Source organism: Nonomuraea sp. NPDC003754, assembly GCF_053605785.1.
Genome location: NZ_JBSGJX010000008.1, coordinates 51,864 through 71,859 on the forward strand (window position 1 = coordinate 51,864; position 19,996 = coordinate 71,859).

Genomic DNA, 19,996 nt, shown 5'->3' on the forward strand with positions numbered 1-19,996 from the left:
GTCAGTAGGCCCTGATCACCGTCTGCGTGACCTGGTTTCCGCCGGAGTCGGTGGCGGTGACGCGAAGCGACGGATGCGGGCGAAGGACGACCGCGCTGTAGCGACCATGGCCGAGGGTGAGAACGGGCTGCCTGCGCCAGGTCACGCCGTCGTCGTAGGACAGCTCCAGCCGCAGGTCCTTGGCGGTCAGCCCGCTCACGCCCTTCTGGTGCCGTACGGCGAAGCCGAGCAGGCCGGGCCGTACGTCGTAGTCGACCTGCAGCAGCGGCAGCACCTGCTGGCCCTGCTTCGACCTGAACGTCCAGGCCGTCTCGGTCGCGATCGCCCGCGTCCATTCCTCGGAGGTTCGCTTGGTGGACAGCTCCAGGCGGTACTCGGCCTCCTGCGGCACGGCGGGGAAGGCGCCCCACGCGGCGTCGCGTTCCTCCACGAGCTTGCCGTCTCTCAGGAACCTGGCCGAGGCGCTGTCGTTGTCGACCCCTGCGCGGGAGGCGTGGCCGGAGGCGTCGACGAACTCGGGGACGCGGATCTCCAGGGTGTCGCCCGTGCGGGTGGAGGGGGCCAGCCAGTCCGGGATGGCGGGCCGTACGACGGGCGCGTGCCAGCTCTCGCTGACCTGCTGACCGGGCTGGTAGGTGCGGGGCGGCTCGGTCAGCCCGTCGCGCAACCGGTTCATGTCGTCCCAGGTGAACTGGTGGTTGACGATGTGCTGCCACAAGGAGCCGTCCGCGCTGATGTACTCGGCCCGCCGCAACGGCGTCCGCACGATCCGCTGCGTCTCCATCTGGTTGCCCAGGGAGTAGGCCTGCCAGGGCCGCCAGCCGAACCGCTGCTCCTTGGCCCACCCGAAACCGCCCGTGTCCTGATATTTCGTATCCACCCGTGCGGTGTTGCGGTTGCTCACCTCGTGCACGATCTCGTCCGGCACGTGCCCGCTGGAGACCTGCATGACGTCATAGAGGTACGGCGACGCCATCGTCCCGCTGATGTCCAGCAGGGCGTGGCCCTTCCTGACCCGTTCGAGCAGCCGTTGGCCATGATCGTTGGCGATCAGCATGACCGGGATGGGCAGTGAGACCTGGACCGGGTTCCAGCCACGCCCGAGCGCGTCATCGGGAGTCATCACGATGATCGCCGCGACCGCCCCGGCCTTCACCGCCGCCTGAGCGGCGTCTTCCCATGCCACTGACGGATCGCCCATCACGGCGACCTTGCCCCGAGCGGCGCCCGCCCCCTCCGCGAGCCGCCACAGGTGACGGCCCTCCACGCCGGGCGAGCCGCCCAGAAAGCCCATCGGGTACGCGGAGCCCGCCACCCGCGCGGAGATCTTCGGCGCGACCAACTGCCAGCGGGAGGCGAACTCGAACGTGCCCTCGCTGACCGGCTGGGTGGGCGAGACGTTGAGCCCCTCGACGACGTCGAAGTTCATGACGCCCTGGGAGATCTTGCGCGAGCCGAAGGCACGGTGGGTGAAGTAGGTGAAGATGCCCACCTGCTCCACCGGCTCGCTCACCTTGACGGTGACGGGGCTGGTCCTGCGGTAGTCGAGGACCACCTCCAGGTCACGGTCGACCTTGAGCTCCGGAATGACGACGAGCCCGTCGCGCGGGTGCATGCGGCCCCACCCGTTCGCGAGGTTGATCGCCTGCGTCATGTACGTGCCCTCGGAGACCTCCACGGTCAGACCCTGCTCGGGCACCCAGGTGAAGACGTCGTCCTGCTGCGACGCGCCGAACATCGACAGCGTGTCGGTGCCGGTGGGCTTGCCGGCCGCGTCCACGGCGGTGAAGCGGACCGTGTGCTGTGGTCCCTTCCAGGTGAGCGCCAGCGTCGTGTGCACGCTCTCGGTTCCCGCGGTCGCGGTGACGTGCCCGCCGTACCTGCCGAAGGGCAGCTTGGCCAGATCCACCCGGACCTGGACCTCGGCGGTGCCGCCGGCGGCGACGGTGACGTTCCGCGCGCTGAGCACGGCGCCCGTGAGGGTGCTGGAGAGCTCCAGCGTCACCGGCGCCGCCGTGCCGTTGGTGTAGGTGATCGTGCCCTCGGCCGTGCCTGTCCCCTCACCCTTCTCGTGCCTGCCGAGGTTGACCACGCCCGTGGCCGTCACGCCCTGCCGCAGGGCGCGCGCCACGTCGAGCCTGCCCCCGCCCGCGTCGTCGACCTGCTGGCCGTCCACCGTCCTGGCCGAGCCCACCAGGGCGTCCTTGATCTGCGCCGCCTTCCACTCGGGATGGCGCTGCTTGAGGATCGCGGCGGCCCCCGCCACGTGGGGGGTCGCCATGGAGGTGCCGGACGCGGCCGTGTACTGCTCGTCGACGGGCTGGCCCATCCCCGTCCCCGTCGCCCTGGCAGCGACGATGCCCACGCCAGGCGCCGTGAGGTCCGGCTTGGGCGCGTCGTCCAGTCGCGGACCCCTGCTGGAGAAGTCCGCGATGGCGTCCTTGCCGTCCACGGCCCCGACGGTCAGCGCGGAGGTGGCCGCTCCGGGGCTGCCCACGGAGTAGGCCGTGCCGTCGTTGCCGGCCGCGACCACGAAGAGCGCGCCGGTCCGCTCGGTGAGATTGTCGACGGCGACGCTGAGCGGATCGGTGCCGTCGGTGACGTCACCGCCGAGGCTCATGTTGATCACCGACGCTCCCTCGGCGGCGGCCCATTCCATGCCCTCGATGACGCCGGAAAGAGTGCCGGACCCGTCGTCTCCGAGCACCTTTCCGATGATCAGCTCCGCGCCCGGGGCGACGCCCTTCTTACCGACCCCGCCCGCGATGGTGGCGGCCACATGGGTGCCGTGCCCGTGAGCGTCGTTCACGTCCGGGTCGCCGGTGAACACCTTGGTCCGCGTCACCCGGCCCGCGAGATCCTGGTGGGCCGCATCGACTCCGGTGTCGAGGACGGCGACCTTGACGCCCTTGCCGTCGAACCCGGCCTGCCACGCTTCGGGCGCGCCCACCTGCGGCACGCTGTGATCGAGCGAGACCTTGACCTTGGCGTCGAGCCAGATCTTCGCCACGCCCTGGGCCAGGCTCGCCCGCTCACCGTCCAGAGACTTCCACAGCCGGCCGATCGTGCGCTTGTCCGCCGACACGGCCCGCCCGTTGACGCTCTCCAGCGGAGCCGCGGTCCTGGTGGCCATGGCGTCGTAGACGAAGAGCAGCGGCAGCTTGTCCGTCGTCGCGTCGTCGTAGCCCTGCTCGATCAGGTCGGTCACGGAGAACAGGCTCGGGTCCAGCCGCTTGGCCGCCAGGTAGGGCACCATGTCGACCGGCAGAACCCGCAGCTCGCCGTCCTCCTCGGTGGTGTGGAAACCCATCCGCTCACGGCCGGGCCCCGGCTTCACCTCTACCGCGGTCCTGCCCTGTTCCGCCTGCCTGACGGTCACCACGTCACCGGTGATCAACGTGACGCGGTGGACGCCGGAGGCGGCAGGCTGTGCCGTCGCCGGTGATGGAGAGCTCAGCAGGGCGGCGGCGGATATTCCCACCGCCGCCACATGTGCGGACCAGTGCATGGGGGGTGAACCTCTCGTATCAACAACTAGTGATCACGAGAGTGGCGATGGCGGGTCCTGCCCGCCAGTGCGCAGACCTGCCGTTTGTCTGCCATGTCGTTAATGCGACAGGGGTGCCGCGTTACCTGGGCACATGACCGGCATCGCCCGGGCGCGTCAAAGGAGCACACCGACCACGGCACGCTGCCGCTCCTGGACGGCAACGGCGGTCTCCAGGTGCACACCGCGCAGCCGGATCGACGTTCATCTGCAACATCGGCGACCTGCTCGACACCGGATCGGCACCCATCACCCGCGACTCCGGGAAGAGCCTGGTGATTCACCACCGCTGGGAGAAGAACCAGCGCTCGGCCGCAGGCCGTACCAGCTCGACCGCCGGCTGATGGCGCTCTCGCACCTCACCGCCGCGAAGGCGCCGAGCGGGGCCGGTCGATATGTGACGTTCGCTGCCCGACTAACCCCCCGTCCGGCCGGGCATGACCCCCTTGCGTGAGAACGGCGCACGACCGATCGGCCGAGGGGGACGGCGATGGGACGGCAGGTCCGGCCGCGGCTGCGCGTGGCCAACTGGCACAAGATGCGCGCCACCTTGCAGCGAGGCCACCGCCGAACTCGCCCGCTGGGACCGGGACGCCCTGGAGAGCGACCCCGCCCGCCGGGCGCACCAAGCGCACCACAGCCTGTGAGGGGATGAGCATGGTCGACCGCGAACAGCTGCCCGCGCCCGTCGAAGGGCTCGTGGTCACGCACTTCCTGACCGTCCGGGACGTGGCCCGCTCGCGCGCGTTCTACGCGGACGTCCTGGGCGGCGAGGTCGTGCTTGACGAGAACCCGGCGATCGTGAAGGTCGCCAACACGTGGATCATCATGAACCCCGGCGGCGGGCCTACCCCGGACAAACCGGACGTCACGCTGCGGGCGCCCGAGCCCGGCGACCCGGTGACCGCGTTCATGAACGTCCGCGTCGCCGACATCGCCGCCTTCCACACGCACGCGACGTCGCTCGGCGCCCGGTTCCTCACCGAGCCGATCGACCGCAAGGCCGAGATCCGCTGCTACATGCGCGACCCGGACGGGCACCTCATCGAGGTCGGCCAGGCCACCGGCATGCTGCACGGCGTCTACGCCGACCCGCCCGCCTGACCCCGTCCGGCCGGGGACGGGCGCGAGCGGAACCTCGACGTGCGCCCCGGAGGACGAACCTGATCACGGGCTGCGGCCAAACCAGTCGAGGAGCCCTGGGCTCAGCTGGCCGGAAGCACGGCGTACAGGCCGGCGCCGCCGCTGTCCGGGTCGGCCACCGTGGCGTGGCGCATCCCCAGAACCCATCGAACGGCTCGGCGATCCCGCGATGGCCGGCCTCGACCAGCTCGGCGTACTTGGCGTCCACCCCGGTTGGGGTGTCGAACTCGCAGCACGGCAAGGTGCGTGGTCGCCGGACGGCGTCGTCCAGCCGGGCAGGAACGGCGTGCGGAAGTCTTCGGCGTCCAGCATCACGTGCGGCCCATCTCCGGACCGGCGCCTCACCATCCCGCCGTACCCGGACCGAAACCCCGCTCGCCCACGGAGCTGTGTGACCGTGCGTGACGTGCATCAACGCCCGGCGTCGGGACGAGAAGGCCCGCATGAAAGGGCGCTGTCAGGCAGCGTGAAGCAGCAGGACGCCATCACGTGTCCTCCGTTGAGAGCCCTTCGACGAACGCCTCCTGCCGGAGGCGACGAGGGAATGTCCGTATGGTCGATCCCGGTCGGCCATATGGCCGATCAAGATCAACCGCGCGGAACCCTAGCGTCGGGTGACGAGATCATCCGGACAAAGGAGCTTCCTGTGCGTGCACGAAAGATCGCCGCGGCCGTCGCCACGAGCGCGACTCTGCTGGCGGGGATGGCGGTCACCGGCCAAGCATCGGCAAGCGTCGCGGGTGACGCCGGGACCGACGTACTGGCCCGGTTTCAGCACCAGATGATCAACTGGCACGGCTGTAAGACCGGACCGAACGACGAGACCGGCGAGGAGCTGGACGCGGCGGGCGCCCGGTGCGCCGAGATCACCGTCCCGCTGGACTACCGCAGGCCCCAGGGGCGGACCATCTCGGTGGCGATCTCACGAATCAAAGCAACCGACCCCGCTAGGCGCCGGGGCGTCATGCTGATCAATCCCGGTGGTCCGGGCGGGCGCGGGCTGCAACGCGCGCTCCTCGGCACGTTCATGCCCGCCGTCGCGGCCCGCTACGACCTGATCGGGATGGATCCTCGCTTCGTGGGCCGTAGCACGCCGATCCACTGCCGGTGGACGACCGACACCCCCACCCGCTCGGCGGGCCCGACCCGCCGCACCTTCAACGAGAGCGTGGTCCTCATGAAGAAGCTGGCGGTCGGGTGCGTCCAAGGCAACCGTGGGCTGCTGCCGTACGCCAGCACCCGCAACACCGCCCGCGACATGGACGTCATCCGCGCCGCCCTCGGCGAGTCCAAGCTGTCCTACCTCGGCTATTCCTACGGCACCTACCTGGGCGCCGTCTACACGCAGATGTTCGGCGGCCGGGCCGACCGGGTCGTGCTGGACAGCGCGGTCGATCCGGACGTCTACGGTCCCGATCTACTGTCCGAGAACGGCCCGGCGATCACCGCCGCACTGAAGCACTGGGCCTCATGGGCCGCCGCTCACGACGCCGAGTACGGCCTGGGCGCCACCGAGGCCGAGGTCCTGGCCACTGTGGAGCGCGTCAACCAGGCCGCCACCCGGCGCCCGCTGCGGGTCGGCGGGTACCGGATCGACGCCCACCACGTCCCCTATCTGCTGTTCATCCGCCTCTACGACGACAGCGCAAGGGCGTACGCCGGCTTCGCCGCGGAGGTTCGGGTGCTGGCCGACGCCGCCCGTGGAGAGGCGGTCACTGCCGTCCCGGCCTCGCTGAAGGAGACCCTCGACGGCCTGTTCACCGGCTCGGGGACGGCCGAGGACCGGGCGGGAACCTCGATCCTCTGCGCCGACCGGGCCGCCTCTCGCGACCTGGAGACCTATTTCCGCGCGATCCAGGCCCACCGTGCCGGCGAGCCGCTGTTCGGGCCGATGACCCGCAACATCAGCCCCTGCGCCTTCTGGCCGACCACACCGGTGGAGGCGCCTACCACGATCGGCAACGACACCCCGATGCTGATCGTCGGCGCCGACGGCGACCCCGTCACCCCCCACCCCGGCCAGCGGGCCATGCACCGAGCGCTGACCGGCTCCCGCATGGTCACCCTGCGCGGCGCCTTCCGCCACGGCGCCTACCTCGCGGCGGGCAACGCCTGCGTGGACGCCACCGTCAACCGGTATCTGGTGGACGGCATCCTGCCCGACGGCGCCACCACCTGCGACAAGGACAGCGCTCCGGCCGGACGACGGTGAGCCGTTCATGAGACGTGATCGGGCTCTACGGCCAGAGCGGGTGGTAGGGCCCTCAGGGTAAGGCCGACGACGGCGGCCAGCAATGCGGCATCAAGAGCGGCGAACAGGTGCTTGTCGTTCTTCGGGCGTGCTCGCCGTCGCAAGTCTCGGGGCCAGGAGCCTCCCCGACGTCCACGCGGACGCTCTCACCGCAGCGGTCCAGCAGGCCGAAGACCGCCTGTCGCGGGCCTGGTGGTTGTCCTCCTCGGCCAGGCGCTGTTTGCGGTAGGCGACAGCGCCGCCGACCACGGCACGGGCAATCTTGATGATCTCCAGCAGGTTGCCGGTGGTGAGTTCGTCGAGCCTGGGCGGCAGGCCGATCCAGGCCAGGGCGCCGACCTGCAGTCCGCCGGCGAGGAGGGTGACGGCCAGGGCGACGCCGATGTGAAGCAGCTTGGCCGGTCGCGGCCCCGGCGAGGCCGTCGGCGCGGGCCTGCTGACCGGTTGCCCCTGGCAGGTCAACTCGGTGGCGAGCGTGTTCAAGACAACGCCGTCCAGCGCAGCGGCGACTCCGGATCGCCCCGAGTGACCGGCTCCACCAGCGCATCCAGCACCGCGGGCAGCCGAGGGTCGACCTGCTCGGCGCGCTTGCGGCCCGCTCCGGATCGACGCATCCAGCCCTCCCGGCGGACGGCGCCCCTCGTTCCGGGCGGTCTTACATCGAGTAGGCGCCGGAGGCGAGGGCGATGACGCCGACCACGGTCATCAGCAGCGCCGAGCCGGGGTGCATGGCGATCGAGATGCGGATGTCCTGCTTCTTCCAGGCGAGCCAGACGCCCGGGTAGAGGAAGACGAGCTTCGACAGGACCGTCCAAGGGGCCCAGAAGTGGTACACCGAGAAGAAGAAGGTGTTGAAGAACGGGGCCCACTTGCCGAGCTGCGGGAGGCGGGGCAGCAGGAAGCCGCGGAAGTAGTACTCCTCGAGCAGGGGCAGGGTGAAGCCGGTGAACGGTGCGCAGATGAGCAGCGTGGTGAGCACGAGCTCCTGCGAGTAGCCCTGGAGGTAGGCGGTGCCGTCGGGGCCGGCGCCCTGGTAGTCCACCCAGGTGAAGAACCAGTCGTAGACGATGTTGTCCAGCGCGGTCAGCGAGAGCGCGACCACGGTCATCCACACGAGGCACGCGGCCCCGAGCCAGAAGACCTTGCCGCGCGAGACCGGCTTGTCGCGGTAGTGGACGACGCCCTTCATCGTGAAGCGGCCGGTCTGCTTCTTGCCCAGCCACAGCAGGAACAGCTGGAGCGGGAAGAGCACAACCGCGAGGGCGATGGCCCAGGCCAGGAAGATCGGGAAGCCTATCGCCCGGACCAGGGGGGCGGCGATGAACGCGTACACGGCGACGATGACCGCGCCGGGCACCAGGTGCAGTGCGATGGAGAACGGGACGGAGTGACGGTCGGCGAGGAGCTTCGCGACGAAGCCTCTCGGCTGGGCGCCTTGGGTGTCGGCCGGGGGCTGCATTGCTGTATCCATGCCGAGAATGGTGGCCCCGCGACCTAACACGGACCTGACATCGCGCTGACACGGCTTCGAGTCGCCGTGAAAGGCGCAGGTCGCGGCGGGTCTGGCCACGGGTGAGCAGGTCGGTGCGCCCCTGGCCGGCCGCTGCCACGTCAAGCTCGACACCAGCGGATGGCGGCCGCTGCGGCCGGCGCAACTGCGCGAGCTGGGGCTGACGCCCTGACTGGCCCTGCGCCGCCAGGTGGAGGAGGCGTGGGCGGGGGCGGCCCGCGCACGGCGCGGACCGCCACCAAGCTCACGGCTCGGTCTGTGTGAGCAGGAGAACGAACGTGGGACTGCCCACGTACGTGCCCGAGTCAGCGCGTACGACTTCAGGTGTGGGCGGGTTCGACGACTCCGAACCACCGCTGCAAGGCTGCCCGGAGTGTTTCGATCTCCATGGGATCGGGCCGGGGGGATGCAGATGCCCAGGCCACGTAGCAGTCCGGTCGAAGGAGCAGGGCGGTGGGCGCGGGGGTCTGGGAGCGCGCCGTGACGATATCGACCTGGTCGTGCCGTAGGGCAAGTGTCTCCGCCAGTGACGCATCTTCGGTCAGGTCGAGCAGCAGAGGGCGTGCGGTTCTGGTCAGCTCGGCCAGCCGGACCGGCCCGGTCGGAGTGTGCAGCTCCATGTTCGGGGCGAACCGGCCGGTCAAAGGGTGCGCCTCGCGTTCGCCCATGTCGTAGCGGACGTCGGCGCCCGCGGTGAGTTCGGCCAGGCGCTGCACGGTGTCCGGGTCGCGGAGCAGTTCGGTGAACACCTCGCGCAGTCCGGTGACATCGCCGCCTGGGGCGATCAGGGCCGCCTGTGCCTGCGCGTTCAGCACCATGCGCTGGGCGGCCGATCGCCGCTCTGTCTCGTAACTGTTCAGCAGTCCGGACGGGGCGCTTCCCCGGATCTCGGCGGCGAGTTTCCAGCCGAGATTGACCGCGTCCTGCAGGCCGAGGTTGAGCCCTGGACCACCTCCCGTGGCGGCGTACACGTGCGCGGCGTCACCGATCAGGAACACTCGGCCGTCGGCGAACCGTTCGGCGATTCGGGTGTTCCCGCCGGCCAGCCGGCGCAGCACGTGCGGCCCTGCGCCGTCGGGTGGACCGAGCGGCACGTCGACGCCGAGCACGCGGCGGATGCTCGCCCGCAACTCGTCGAGGCTCATTGGGGCGTCGGTCTCGGGCCGGTCCCACTCTGTGGTGCTGACCAGCGGTGGGTGGCCGGGCATCGGCGCGTAGGAGAACCCTCCGTGTTCGGTGCGGTGGGGCAGGAACGGCAGAACAGCGCCGTGGCCGGGCACGTTCAGCGCACCGGTCGCGGGATCGACCCAGTCCGCCGGGACCGTCGCGTGCGCTGAGCGGACGGTCATCCGGTCGTAGGTGATGCCGGGGAATGCGATGCCGGAGAGCTTGCGCGTGGTGCTGTGTGCGCCGTCCGCGCCGACGAGGTACCGGGCCCGCAATTGGTAGGCCTCGCCCGGGCTCGCGACGTCGATGGTCACCGCGTCGTCGTCCTGCGACAGGCCGACGACCGCGTGTCCTCGCCGGATTTCCACGCCAAGTTCGATGGCGCGCTCCTGCAGGACCTGCACTATGCGTCGCTGCGGCACCGCCAGGGCATAGACGGGGCTGCCCTGCAGCAGGCTCAGGTCCAGGCCCATCGCGCCGAACATGAAGTAGCCGGAGTTCGGCTGCGGAGGTTGTGGGCTGCCACTGAGACGTTCATGCAGCCCCCGGTGGTCGAGCATTTTCACCACCTGGCCGAGCAATCCGTTCGCCTTCGGTTCCTCGCTGGGCTCAACCAGCCGCTCCAGCACGACCGGCCGGGCCCCTGCCAGGCTCAGTTCGCAGGCCAGCATCAGCCCGTTCGGGCCGCCGCCGGCGATGACGACATCTGTGATCACGTGTTCTCCTTGATTCGTACGGAAGGGGACGGGACGGATGGAGCGCTGAAGCGCAGGGCCGTGGGCGGTGCCGGTGCGGCTCGCTCCGGGTTGCGGTCTTTGGGACGTGGTCAGCCGCGGTAGTACTCAGCGAGGGTGGTGAAGGCGGCCTTGGGTTCCCAGGGCATGTCGGGGTAGGCGGCTCCGAGCCGGTCCTCGTAGACCTTGACGATGCCGTAACTGGCCAGGTCCAGGTCGTCGCGGGGAGCGCCGTCGGGGCGGTGCACATGGTCGTACAGCGCGAAGGTGAACACGAACGTGCTGTCGACGCCGCCGGCGTCGAATGCCTCCAGCAGCTCACGCACATGCCTGGCCTGCCCGTCCTCGTCCCGGGCGTACTCACCGTTCAACCGGACAGGGCCGGCTTCGTCGTACTCGACGATCTCCAGACCGAGAGCGCCCCTGTCACCGGCACCCTGGTAGCAGGCCGCGCCGAACTCGGTGATCGCGACCGGCTTGCCCTGCGCGACCAGGCCACGGACGCCTTCGGCGAAACGGTCGGCGATCTCGGCCGACCGATACAGATCCACGGACATGATGTCGAAGAGCGCCCAGTCGACGCGCTCAAGCGGCACGGAGGCGTAGGTCACCCTGCCGCCGAAGCGCTCGCGGACCAGTGCCACGGCTGTGCCGAGGAATTCGTTGACACGTGCGCTGACCTCGCCGATCTGCTCCCGCACGCGATCCGGCTGTCTCAGCGACGCGACCCGCTCGTCGGTGCTGTCTCCGGGCAGGAACCCCGGATTCATCAGGCTCAGCTCGGCACCGGTGACGAACACCACCTCGGCTCCCCGCCGCCTCAGCCGCTCCGCGCGTTCGGCACAGTCCGCGAACAGCGACAACATCTCATCGGCGGTCAGTTCGAGGGGATAGGGGGAGAACCAGACCTCCAGGCCCAGCTCGGCGGCGTGTGCCGCCGCCAGCTCGATCCGATCGGCGTCACCGCCCATGACACGGACCGCGGTGCAGTGCAGGTCGTCGCGGATGATGCGCAACTCGCGCTTGACCTCGTCCGGGTCGAAGTGCTTCCGGGAGATCGCTCCGTTCTTGACGAAGCCGGTGTCGTAGCTGATGCCCTTGGCCCTCATCGTTCTGGGTCCTTCCTGACGGAGTGAGGCCGCCAGGTTAGGCACAAAAGTGCGTACACGCAAATTTGCGTGCACGCACCCACGTTATGCTGATACCGTGACGACACGACGAACGGGGTTGCGCGAGCAGAAGAAGCAGGCCACCCGAGAGGCATTGAGCGCGGCGGCACTGCGGCTGGCTCTTGAGCGTGGACCGGACAACGTGCGCGTCGATGACATCGCCGAGGCCGCCGGCGTCTCGCCGAGGACGTACAACAACTACTTCTCCAGCCGGGAGCAGGCGATCGTCGCCGCCGTCACCAGCGAACGGGAAGCGCGGGTCGCGGCGGCAGTGGCCGACCGGCCCGATGGCGTCGGCCTCGCGGACGCCGTCGTCGAGGCGATCGTGGATCAGTACACCGCCCCAGGCGAGCCCGGCCGGGACGCGCTGCTGCTGATCACCACCCGCCCCGCGCTGCGCGACGCGTTCGTCGAAACCACCACCGCGATCGAACATCCCCTCACCGACGCGATCGCCGAACGCCTCGGCGACACCGACCCGCACACCGCCCGTGTGCTCGCCGCGAGCGTGGCCGCCGCCGTTCGCGTGGCGCTCGAGCAATGGCTGCAGACGACTGCCGCGTCCTCCACAACCAGCGGACTCGTCGTGCCGTCCAGCTCGCTCCCGGAGCTCCTTCGCACCACGCTCGCACCCCTCACACCCGCACTCGACGCCGCCGAGCAACGAGCACTCCGCCACCGGCATCCGTGAACTCCCCGCCGCAAGGGGCCTCCGCTCCCGAACGTGTCCCCAGCTGTCAGGTAGCCGAGTGAGAGATCGCGCTTGCGGGTCATGACCGTTGCGGACGGGTGGATGTGGCTGGTGGGTGAAAGCCGACGCCGACGACCAGGTCCCGTCCTGCCTGACCGGCATGGTCGCCGACAAGCCGATCGACGGGGAGATCATCGCCCAGCAGTACGACCAGATGGTCGCTGCTGTTCTGGTCCAAGGCCAACCTCTACGGCACCATCGACATCGACATGGGCCGCAGCCTCGACCTCGCAGCCTGACCATCAGGGCCAGGCCGCCGTCGTCCTGTTCGCTCGATCATCGCGTCCGGGGGGCGGGATGGGGGCAGCCAGGATCAGACCGTCTACCGTGACCGGGACCAGCCGGGCCGCCACGCCGGATTCGCCCTGCAGCCGCACGAGCCCGTTTGGAGTCGTGATCACGTGGCTGGGAAAGGATTGGACGGGATGATGCTCGGGCTTGTAGCTTGCAGTTGATCGTGACGCCGCCCGAGGAGGTGAGACCCATGAACGCTGTATCGATGTGGGTGCTCCCTCTTCCCGTCACGGTCGGGCGATTGAGGTAGGTGTCGCCGGGAGCGCCTCGCCACCAAGGCACTCCTGAAAGGCAACACCTATGAACTCTTCGCAATTCACCGCCGAGCTGTCGTCGAACGACAGGGCCGAGCGTGACTCCACGGTGGGCGACGTCCCCGGAGTTCTCTGGTCGCCGGCCTCCGGCGCCGATCGCGCGCCCCTCACGTTCGATGTGATCATTGCCGGGTGCGGGCCGACCGGTGCGATGCTGGCCGCCGAACTGCGGCTGCACGATGTGCGGGTACTCGTTCTGGAAAAGGAAACCGAACCTGCGTCGTTCGTCCGCATAGTCGGTCTGCATATTCGCAGTCTCGAGCTGATGGCGATGCGCGGACTGCTGGAGCGCATTCTCCAGCATGGAAGACAGCGTCCGGCCGGTGGCTTCTTCGCCGCCATCAACAAACCCGCGCCCGAGAGCCTGGATTCCGCGTACGCCTATCTGCTGGGTATCCCGCAGCCGGTCATCGAACGTCTGCTTGAAGAACACGCGATCGAACTGGGTGCGCAGGTCCGGCGCGGTTGTGCGGTGGCCGGTTTCGAGCAGGACGACGAGGGTGTGACCGTCGAGCTGGCCGACGGGGAACAGCTGCGTTCACGCTTTCTCGTCGGCTGTGACGGCGCGCGCAGTACGGTGCGCAAACTGCTCGGTGTCGGCTTCCCCGGCGAGCCCTCGCGGACCGACACGCTGATGGGCGAGATGGAAGTGGGTGTGCCGCACGAGGAGATCGCCGCCAAGGTGACCGAAATCCGCGAGACCCATCAGCGATTGTGGCTTCGGCCCTTCGGCGAAGGGGTCTACAGCGTCGTAGTCCCCGCCGCGGGAGTCGGCGATCGCGCGGAACCGCCCACCCTCGAGGATTTCAAACAACAGTTGCGCACCATCGCCGGAACCGATTTCGGCGTGCACTCCCCGCGCTGGATGTCCCGCTTCGGGGATGCCACCCGGCTGGCCGAACGTTATCGGGTCGGGCGGGTGCTACTGGCCGGCGATGCGGCACACATCCATCCACCCATCGGCGGACAGGGCCTCAATCTGGGCGTTCAGGACGCATTCAACCTCGGCTGGAAACTGGCCGCACAGATCCGCGGCTGGGCCCCGGAAACACTGCTGGACACCTACCAGGCCGAACGTCATCCGGTCGCCGAGGACGTGCTGGACAACACCCGCGCCCAGATGGAACTGCTGTCCACCGAACCGGGCCCGCAGGCCGTACGCAGGCTGCTCACCGAACTGATGGACTTCGACGAGGTGAACCGCCATCTGATCGAGAAGATCACCGCGATCGGCATCCGCTACGACTTCGGCGAAGGCCCCGACCTGCTCGGCCGCCGCCTGCCCGACATCGACGTGAAACAGGGCCACCTCTACGGTCTGCTGCACCGCGGCCGCGGCCTGCTGCTGGACCGCACCGAACGTCTGACCGTCGGCGGCTGGTCAGACCGGGTCGATTACCTCGCGGATCACACTGCGGAACTGGATGTCCCGTGCGTCCTGCTACGCCCTGACGGCCACGTCGCCTGGATCGGCGACGATCAGCAGGACCTGGACGACCATCTCTCCCGCTGGTTCGGCAAGCCCGCCAACTGATGTCGCCTGAGCAACCGAAAAGGTCCGTGAGAAGGATCGGAACGGCCAGCAGCGACTGACCATCGGAAGGCTGGAGGCAGCATCTACCGCGGTGCTCTGGCGCCAGGGTCGGCCTGCGAGGAGGGTTAGCCTCCGAGTGGCGACCGGGAGACGGCGGAAGAGCACCGCGGGGTGCATCGGCGCAGGCATCCGCGCGTTTCATACAAAAGGGCCCAGTGCTCCCGAAGCTACGGCGAGGGGCAAAGTAACTCGCAGCGTTTTTTGTAGATCATGAAGTCGACCTCGGAAGCGGCGCTGGGGCCGTCAAAAACCCCTTCAATAACCGTCGACGGCCGTTTGTTGAGAGGTTGGCGAGTGCGACATCCCCTCCGCAGCCAGGCAGTCAGGCGAGCCCGGCGGAGGGGCGCGCGATCCAATGTCCGATAAGTCACTGGATCTCCGGCATATGATCATGCGCATATGAGCGACATCACCGAACCCCCGATCGCCCGGGTGGACGTCGTGCGCGAGACCCTCCACGGCATCACACTCGAGGACCCCTACCGGTGGATGGAAACCGAAGGCGAGGAGTTCCAGCACTGGCTGGACGGCCAGGCCAGGCACGCCCGCGAGCACCTGGACGCCCTGCCGCACCGCGCCGGCCTGCTGACCCGGATGCGCGAACTGGGCAGCGCGCTCACGCAGTACTTCGGCCTCGCGATGGCAGCCGACAAGGTCTTCGCCCTGGTGCGCGAGCCGGACGCCCGCGTGCCGGTGCTGACGGTGGCCGAGGCCGACGGAGCGAGCAGGGTCCTGTTCGACCCCGGCACGGTGCCCGGCGACGGGCACCACGCCATCGACTGGTACGTGCCATCCCCCGACGGCCGCCACGTCGCCTGCGCCGTCTCCGACTCCGGGTCGGAGGACAGCTCCATCCACGTGATCGACGCCGACTCCGGAGTCCTCCAGGAGACGATCCCGCCCACGACGCGTTTCGCCTTCCTGAGCTGGCTGGAGGACAGCCGGTCGTTCGTCTATCACCGCTACGTGGAGCAGAACCGCTTAGACAGCCGCTCCTTCCTGCATCAGCTGGGCGCCGACCCGGCGCAGGACACGGTGGTGCTGGCCCGCGGACTCAATCCCCACATCGAGCTGACCCCGCAGGACCGGCCCTTCCTGGTGGTGCCGCCGCACGGCGAGTGGATGCTGGCGATCATCTCCCACGGCGCGCTCAGTCCCTGGCCCTGGACCAGCGAGCAGCTGAGCGACTGCACGATATACGTGGCGCCGCGCGCCGGGCTGGCCGACCCGGACGCCTGCCCGTGGCGGACGGTCGCGGGCGCAGCGGACGGCGTGACCGCCTTCGCCACCAGCCACGACACCCTCTACCTGGTCTCCCACCGGGACGCGCCGCGCTCCCGCGTGCTGGCCGTTCCGCTTGCCGTACCAGATCTGTCCCGAGCCCGGGTGGTCGTGCCCGCGGGTGAGCGGGCGGTGGAGACGGTGCGGGTGGTGGGCGACCGGCTGCTGGTGCGCGATCTCGACGGCGGCGTCAGCCGGATACGGCACGCGCCCCTCTCCGGCGGCGAGCCCGCCGACCTCCCGATGCCAGTGGACGGCACCATCCTGGAGTGGACCACCCACCCGACGCGGCCCGAAGCCCTGCTGCTGGTGGCCGGCTGGACCGACGCGCCACGGCTCTACCGCTACGACGGCCAGTCCCTCCAGGACACCGGGCTGGCGCCCCGCTCACCGGTGGACTTCGGCGACGTGCACGCCCGCACCCTGTACGCGCCCGCGCAGGACGGGACGCCGATCCCGCTCACCGTCATCCACCACAAGGACCTGGAGCTGGACGGCGACAACCCGACCGTGCTCACCGGCTACGGCTCCCACGGGTTCATCGACCTGCCGGAGTTCCGTCCCGAGATGCTCGCCTGGTACGAGCGCGGCGGCGTCTACGCCGTCGCCCACCTGCGCGGCGGCGGCACCTACGGCCGCGAATGGCACGAGGCCGGGCGCGGCGAGCGCAAGGAGGCCACCATCACGGACTTCATCGACTGCGCCGAACATCTCATCGCCCTCGGCTACACCCGCCCGGGACGGCTGGCCGCCGAGGGCGCCAGCAGCGGCGGCATCCCCACCGGCGGCGCGCTGGTGCGCCGCCCCGATCTGTGGGCGGCCATGGCGATGCACGTGCCGACGGTGAACGCCACGCGCAACGAGTTCACCGAGAGCGGGCCGATCAACGTGCCCGAGTTCGGCAGCATCACCACCGAGGAGGGCCTGCGTGCCCTTCTGATCATCGACGCCTACCTGCGGGTTCACGACGGCGTGCCGTACCCGGCGGTGCTGCTGACCGCCGGCCTGCGCGACGCGCGGGTGCCGCCGTGGCAGCCGGCGAAGCTGGCTGCTCGCCTGCAGGCAGCCACGGCCTCCGGCCGGCCGGTGCTGATGCGCGTCGAGGAGCACGGCTGGCATGGCGCCGGCTCGACCAGAGACCAGGAGCAGGCACTGCTCGCCGATGTGCTGGCCTTCATCCTGCACGCGTCCGACGGGTCATGATCACGACAGACATGTCGGGTACGGCACACGCACGCGCCCTCAGCCACGTGACGGCCCGGTCGATCCCGGCCTGCGTGTGACGCTCAACCCTGGTGGCGAGCTGGCGGTCCTCGACAGGCTGCCAAGGACGGCGGCTACCTGTCCCAATTCGTCACCGGGACCGGCAACGGGGGCCTGACCGCCCATCCCGGCGGGGACAGATGGCTCTGGGAGAGCCGCAGCTTCGGCGGTGCCTACGACGAGGCGCCCGCGCGACAAGGTTGAGCAGGCCGTCACCGCGTGGGTGGCGGCGCGCCGTCACGACGTCGTCTACCGCGGCAAAGCCGTCAAAGGGTCGTGGTGGCGGGCGCTCGGGCGGTGACGAGGGACAGGGGGACCAGAAGCTGCTTTCAGGCGACGCCGGACAGGTCCAGACGCTTGGCCATGTCGAGGTGGAAGCAGCCCTAGGAGTTGATGTGCGACCAGAACAGCGGCGATAGGCCGCGCCGGTCCTCTGCCGTGAGCCGCTCGGCCCAGGCCGGGTCGGCCAGCACGCCTGCAGCAGCAGGGTGTTGACGTAGACCAGGCAGGACTGCGCCAGCATGGAGACCACGGCGTGCTCGCGGTCGGGGCCGGTGAGCACGCCTTTCCTTGCCGTAGAAGATCTTGTCGTTGGCGCCGTTCCAGTTCTCCTTCTGGCCAGCGCGGCGTAGTGCACGTCGCGGGTGTCCGCCGGGCAGGTCCTCATCTAGGTTGCGCCAGCGGCCCGCGCCCTCAACGTAGACCTCCCGGCGGCGCAAAGCCTCACGCAACGCGATCAGCACGCACAACTCGTACGGGATGCGCTCGATCCGGCCGCTGGCGGCATCGGTGATCGCCTCGGTCCAGGCCTTGGGCACATGCGTCGGCGCTGGTAGAGAGGTAGGTACTCGCGGATCTTGCGGCCGCTGGTCGCCGAGCGAGATGCCCAGCGTCGGGAACTGCTTGGCGATCTCCAGCGCGGTGAGAGGGCCCGGCGCTGTGAGCTGTGTGACCAGGCGTTCGCGAGGGTGAAATCGAGATCCGGTCGGCGGTCTCGAGCCCGCCGAGTACGCCGGGTGCTGAGTCAGGAACGCGAGTGCTACCCGCGGACGCAGATCGCGCACCGATTAGGTTTCCGCACCGCGCCCGTCTGTACGTGTGAGATCGACTCACAGGAGGCTGGCAGGATGCGGAAACTGATCTTCGGCATGAACGTGACCCTGGACGGCTACATCGCCGCGACCGGCGACGACATCGGCTGGGGTGGGGGAGAGGGGCCGGACTCATCGCCGAGCGCCGAGCTGTTCCAGTGGTGGTATGACCAGATGCGGGCGAGCGATCTGTCGCTGTACGGGCGCAAGCTGTGGGAGATGATGAGCTCCCACTGGCCGACCGGCGACCAGCGGCCCAACGCCACCCCGGCGGAGATCGCGTTCGCGCGCCTCTGGCGGGACATGCCGAAGGTGGTGTTCTCATCGACGATCGACAAGGTCGACTGGAACACCCGCCTGGTCACCGGCGACGCGGTCGCCGAGATCGCCCGGCTCAAGGCCGAGGACGGCGGCCCGATGGACATCGGCGGCGCGACGCTCGCCGGGGCGGCCATGCGGGCCGGGCTGATCGACGAGTACGCGCTGGTCACCGTGCCGGTCCTGGTGGGCGGCGGCACGCCGTTCTTCACCGCGCTGGACAGCTGGGTGAACCTGAACCTGGTCGAGACGCGGACATTTCCCGGCGGCGTGATGCTGACCCGATACGAGACGCGGCGATGAGGGAACCTTCTCCCGGCGCTTCCTTGCGTTCCGAGTGAGTTGTTGACCGACTCGCTGAAGAGGAGGACGACGGCGCCGTTGATCGTGACGATGTTCTTCGGGCATGAAGATGCCCCGCCGGCAACGCCGGCGGGGCGGTGGTGTTCACGTTGCCGCGTTGGTGTTCAGCTGGTCGGGGTGCTCATTCCGCGGTGACTTCGGTAAGGCCGGCCCGTGCGCAGGACTCGTCGACGATGGGGACTTGCCTGATCACAGCGTCGCGGGCAGGCCCAGCCATGGTTTGTCGGTGGCGTCGAATCCGGTGAGCTCGGCGATCTTCCCGTCGACGATGTGCAGGACCGCGATGGTGAACAAACGGTATTCCGGGTCGTCGGGGGTGCGGAGGTACAGCGCGGCGGCAGGCATGCGGTTGACCGTCGTGGCGATGCAGCGCCAGTCGTCGTAGCCGCACTGGAAGAGCCCACTGGAGACCCAGCCGTCCACCGCGTCCTTGGCCGTGACGATCAAGGTGCCCGGGTCGGGCAGCATCGCGAAGCGCAGGTCGTCGCGCAGCAGGGCCATCAGCCCGTCGAGGTCGTTGCGCTCATGGGCGTCGATGTACGACTTCACCACGTCGCGCTCGTCATCCGACAGCTCGTGCGTGGCTGGGCGCCGCCAGTCGAGGCGGCGGTCGGGCAGCTGCTCGCGCATCGTCACGCGCGCCCGCTGCAATGCGCTGGTCACCGATGCGACGGTCAGCTCGAGGGCGTCGGCGGCCTTCGACGCCGGCCAGCCGAGGACGTCGCGCACGATGAACACCGCCCGCTGCCGCGGCGGCAGGTGCTGGACGGCGACGATGAACGCCAGCTCGATCGTCTCCCGCGCCACCACCGATTCCTGCGGGTCCTCCGGGAGCATCCGGTCCGGGTAGGGCTGCAGGTAGTGCACTTCCGAGCCCGCTCCCGGCAGCTCGGCAGGCACGGGTGTGCGGTCGTTGCGCTTGTCCAGGAAGTCGAGGCAGGCGTTCGTCGCAATCCGGTACAGCCAGGTCCGCAGCGCAGCGTGGCCCTTGAACGACTCCCGCTTGTTCCACGCCCGCAGGAACGTCTCCTGCGTCATGTCCTGGGCGTCCTCGTAGTTCGCGAGCATCCGGTAGCAGTGCACCTGCAGCTCACGCCGGTAGCGCTCCGTGATGAGCGCGAACTGTGCTGCGTCATGTGAGCGGGCCGCCGCGATGAACGCGGCTTCGTCGTCGCCTAGCAGTCTGGCGTCGGTCATGGTCGTCAA

15 protein-coding genes and 1 pseudogene are annotated in these 19,996 nt (G+C 69.4%); 8 read left to right on the forward strand and 8 right to left on the reverse strand.

Features of this window, described 5'->3' with window-relative positions; translation table 11 throughout:
• Position 1: 1 nt before the first annotated feature.
• Complete coding sequence (locus ACWEVS_RS12580; RefSeq protein WP_452551411.1) at positions 2–3,508, reverse strand: S8 family peptidase; 3,507 nt, start codon at positions 3,506–3,508, stop codon at positions 2–4.
• A gap of 690 nt (positions 3,509–4,198) precedes the next feature.
• Here ACWEVS_RS12580 and ACWEVS_RS12585 point away from each other — a divergent pair.
• Positions 4,199–4,651 (forward strand): VOC family protein, encoded by a 453-nt coding sequence (locus ACWEVS_RS12585; RefSeq protein ID WP_449923116.1) that lies wholly within the window; start codon positions 4,199–4,201, stop codon positions 4,649–4,651.
• Positions 4,652–5,336: 685 nt separating this feature from the next.
• Positions 5,337–6,902, forward strand: coding sequence for an alpha/beta hydrolase (locus tag ACWEVS_RS12590; protein WP_452551413.1), 1,566 nt, complete (start codon positions 5,337–5,339; stop codon positions 6,900–6,902).
• A 90-nt stretch (positions 6,903–6,992) separates the two neighbouring features.
• Here the strand turns inward: ACWEVS_RS12590 and ACWEVS_RS12595 are convergent, their stop codons facing one another.
• From ACWEVS_RS12595 to ACWEVS_RS12615, 5 genes and pseudogenes are all read right to left on the reverse strand, one after another.
• Positions 6,993–7,424 (reverse strand): hypothetical protein, encoded by a 432-nt coding sequence (locus tag ACWEVS_RS12595; RefSeq protein WP_452551414.1) that lies wholly within the window; start codon positions 7,422–7,424, stop codon positions 6,993–6,995.
• 8 nt (positions 7,425–7,432) lie between these two features.
• A pseudogene (locus tag ACWEVS_RS12600) lies at positions 7,433–7,555 on the reverse strand (ISAzo13 family transposase); the annotation flags it as partial.
• 41 nt (positions 7,556–7,596) lie between these two features.
• On the reverse strand, positions 7,597–8,412 hold the full coding sequence (locus ACWEVS_RS12605) for a CPBP family glutamic-type intramembrane protease (RefSeq protein WP_452551416.1): 816 nt from the start codon (positions 8,410–8,412) through the stop codon (positions 7,597–7,599).
• A 359-nt stretch (positions 8,413–8,771) separates the two neighbouring features.
• Positions 8,772–10,334 carry an FAD-dependent oxidoreductase gene (locus ACWEVS_RS12610; RefSeq protein WP_452551418.1) on the reverse strand — a complete coding sequence of 521 codons (1,563 nt, stop codon included), beginning with the start codon at positions 10,332–10,334 and terminating at the stop codon, positions 8,772–8,774.
• Positions 10,335–10,444: 110 nt separating this feature from the next.
• Entirely contained in the window at positions 10,445–11,461 is a 1,017-nt protein-coding gene (locus ACWEVS_RS12615) for a hypothetical protein (RefSeq protein ID WP_452551420.1), read from the reverse strand.
• Between the two features lie 97 nt (positions 11,462–11,558).
• Here ACWEVS_RS12615 and ACWEVS_RS12620 point away from each other — a divergent pair, with 97 nt between their 5' ends.
• From ACWEVS_RS12620 to ACWEVS_RS12640, 5 genes are all read left to right on the forward strand, one after another.
• Entirely contained in the window at positions 11,559–12,212 is a 654-nt protein-coding gene (locus ACWEVS_RS12620; protein WP_449923099.1) for a TetR/AcrR family transcriptional regulator, read from the forward strand.
• A 654-nt stretch (positions 12,213–12,866) separates the two neighbouring features.
• Entirely contained in the window at positions 12,867–14,414 is a 1,548-nt protein-coding gene (gene rox, locus ACWEVS_RS12625; protein ID WP_452551421.1) for a rifampin monooxygenase, read from the forward strand.
• 459 nt (positions 14,415–14,873) lie between these two features.
• The gene (locus ACWEVS_RS12630) at positions 14,874–16,958 is read left to right on the forward strand and encodes a prolyl oligopeptidase family serine peptidase (protein WP_452551422.1); all 2,085 of its coding nucleotides are present in this window, start codon (positions 14,874–14,876) and stop codon (positions 16,956–16,958) included.
• Between the two features lie 174 nt (positions 16,959–17,132).
• Complete coding sequence (locus tag ACWEVS_RS12635; protein ID WP_452419312.1) at positions 17,133–17,222, forward strand: hypothetical protein; 90 nt, start codon at positions 17,133–17,135, stop codon at positions 17,220–17,222.
• The gene (locus ACWEVS_RS12640) at positions 17,188–17,319 is read left to right on the forward strand and encodes a hypothetical protein (protein ID WP_452551424.1); all 132 of its coding nucleotides are present in this window, start codon (positions 17,188–17,190) and stop codon (positions 17,317–17,319) included. The genes ACWEVS_RS12635 and ACWEVS_RS12640 overlap by 35 nt, the downstream gene beginning before the upstream one ends.
• Positions 17,320–17,401: 82 nt before the next feature.
• Here the strand turns inward: ACWEVS_RS12640 and ACWEVS_RS12645 are convergent, their stop codons facing one another.
• The gene (locus ACWEVS_RS12645) at positions 17,402–18,082 is read right to left on the reverse strand and encodes a hypothetical protein (protein WP_452551426.1); all 681 of its coding nucleotides are present in this window, start codon (positions 18,080–18,082) and stop codon (positions 17,402–17,404) included.
• A gap of 63 nt (positions 18,083–18,145) precedes the next feature.
• Here ACWEVS_RS12645 and ACWEVS_RS12650 point away from each other — a divergent pair, with 63 nt between their 5' ends.
• Positions 18,146–18,730: a dihydrofolate reductase family protein gene (locus ACWEVS_RS12650; RefSeq protein ID WP_452551427.1), complete on the forward strand. Its 585-nt coding sequence runs from the start codon at positions 18,146–18,148 to the stop codon at positions 18,728–18,730.
• A 249-nt stretch (positions 18,731–18,979) separates the two neighbouring features.
• On the opposite strand, the gene ACWEVS_RS12655 is transcribed toward ACWEVS_RS12650, so the two are convergent.
• Positions 18,980–19,987: an RNA polymerase subunit sigma-70 gene (locus tag ACWEVS_RS12655; RefSeq protein ID WP_452551429.1), complete on the reverse strand. Its 1,008-nt coding sequence runs from the start codon at positions 19,985–19,987 to the stop codon at positions 18,980–18,982.
• Positions 19,988–19,996: the final 9 nt, after the last annotated feature.

Excerpts from the sequence above, each read along its gene's own strand:
- ACWEVS_RS12630 (WP_452551422.1), top strand. The coding sequence starts at position 14,874 with ATGAGCGACATCACCGAACCCCCGATCGCCCGGGTGGACGTCGTGCGC.
- ACWEVS_RS12650 (WP_452551427.1), top strand. The coding sequence starts at position 18,146 with ATGCGGAAACTGATCTTCGGCATGAACGTGACCCTGGACGGCTACATC.
- rox (WP_452551421.1), top strand. The coding sequence starts at position 12,867 with ATGAACTCTTCGCAATTCACCGCCGAGCTGTCGTCGAACGACAGGGCC.
- ACWEVS_RS12655 (WP_452551429.1), bottom strand. The coding sequence starts at position 19,987 with ATGACCGACGCCAGACTGCTAGGCGACGACGAAGCCGCGTTCATCGCG.
- ACWEVS_RS12615 (WP_452551420.1), bottom strand. The coding sequence starts at position 11,461 with ATGAGGGCCAAGGGCATCAGCTACGACACCGGCTTCGTCAAGAACGGA.
- ACWEVS_RS12585 (WP_449923116.1), top strand. The coding sequence starts at position 4,199 with ATGAGCATGGTCGACCGCGAACAGCTGCCCGCGCCCGTCGAAGGGCTC.
- ACWEVS_RS12580 (WP_452551411.1), bottom strand. The coding sequence starts at position 3,508 with ATGCACTGGTCCGCACATGTGGCGGCGGTGGGAATATCCGCCGCCGCC.
- ACWEVS_RS12605 (WP_452551416.1), bottom strand. The coding sequence starts at position 8,412 with ATGGATACAGCAATGCAGCCCCCGGCCGACACCCAAGGCGCCCAGCCG.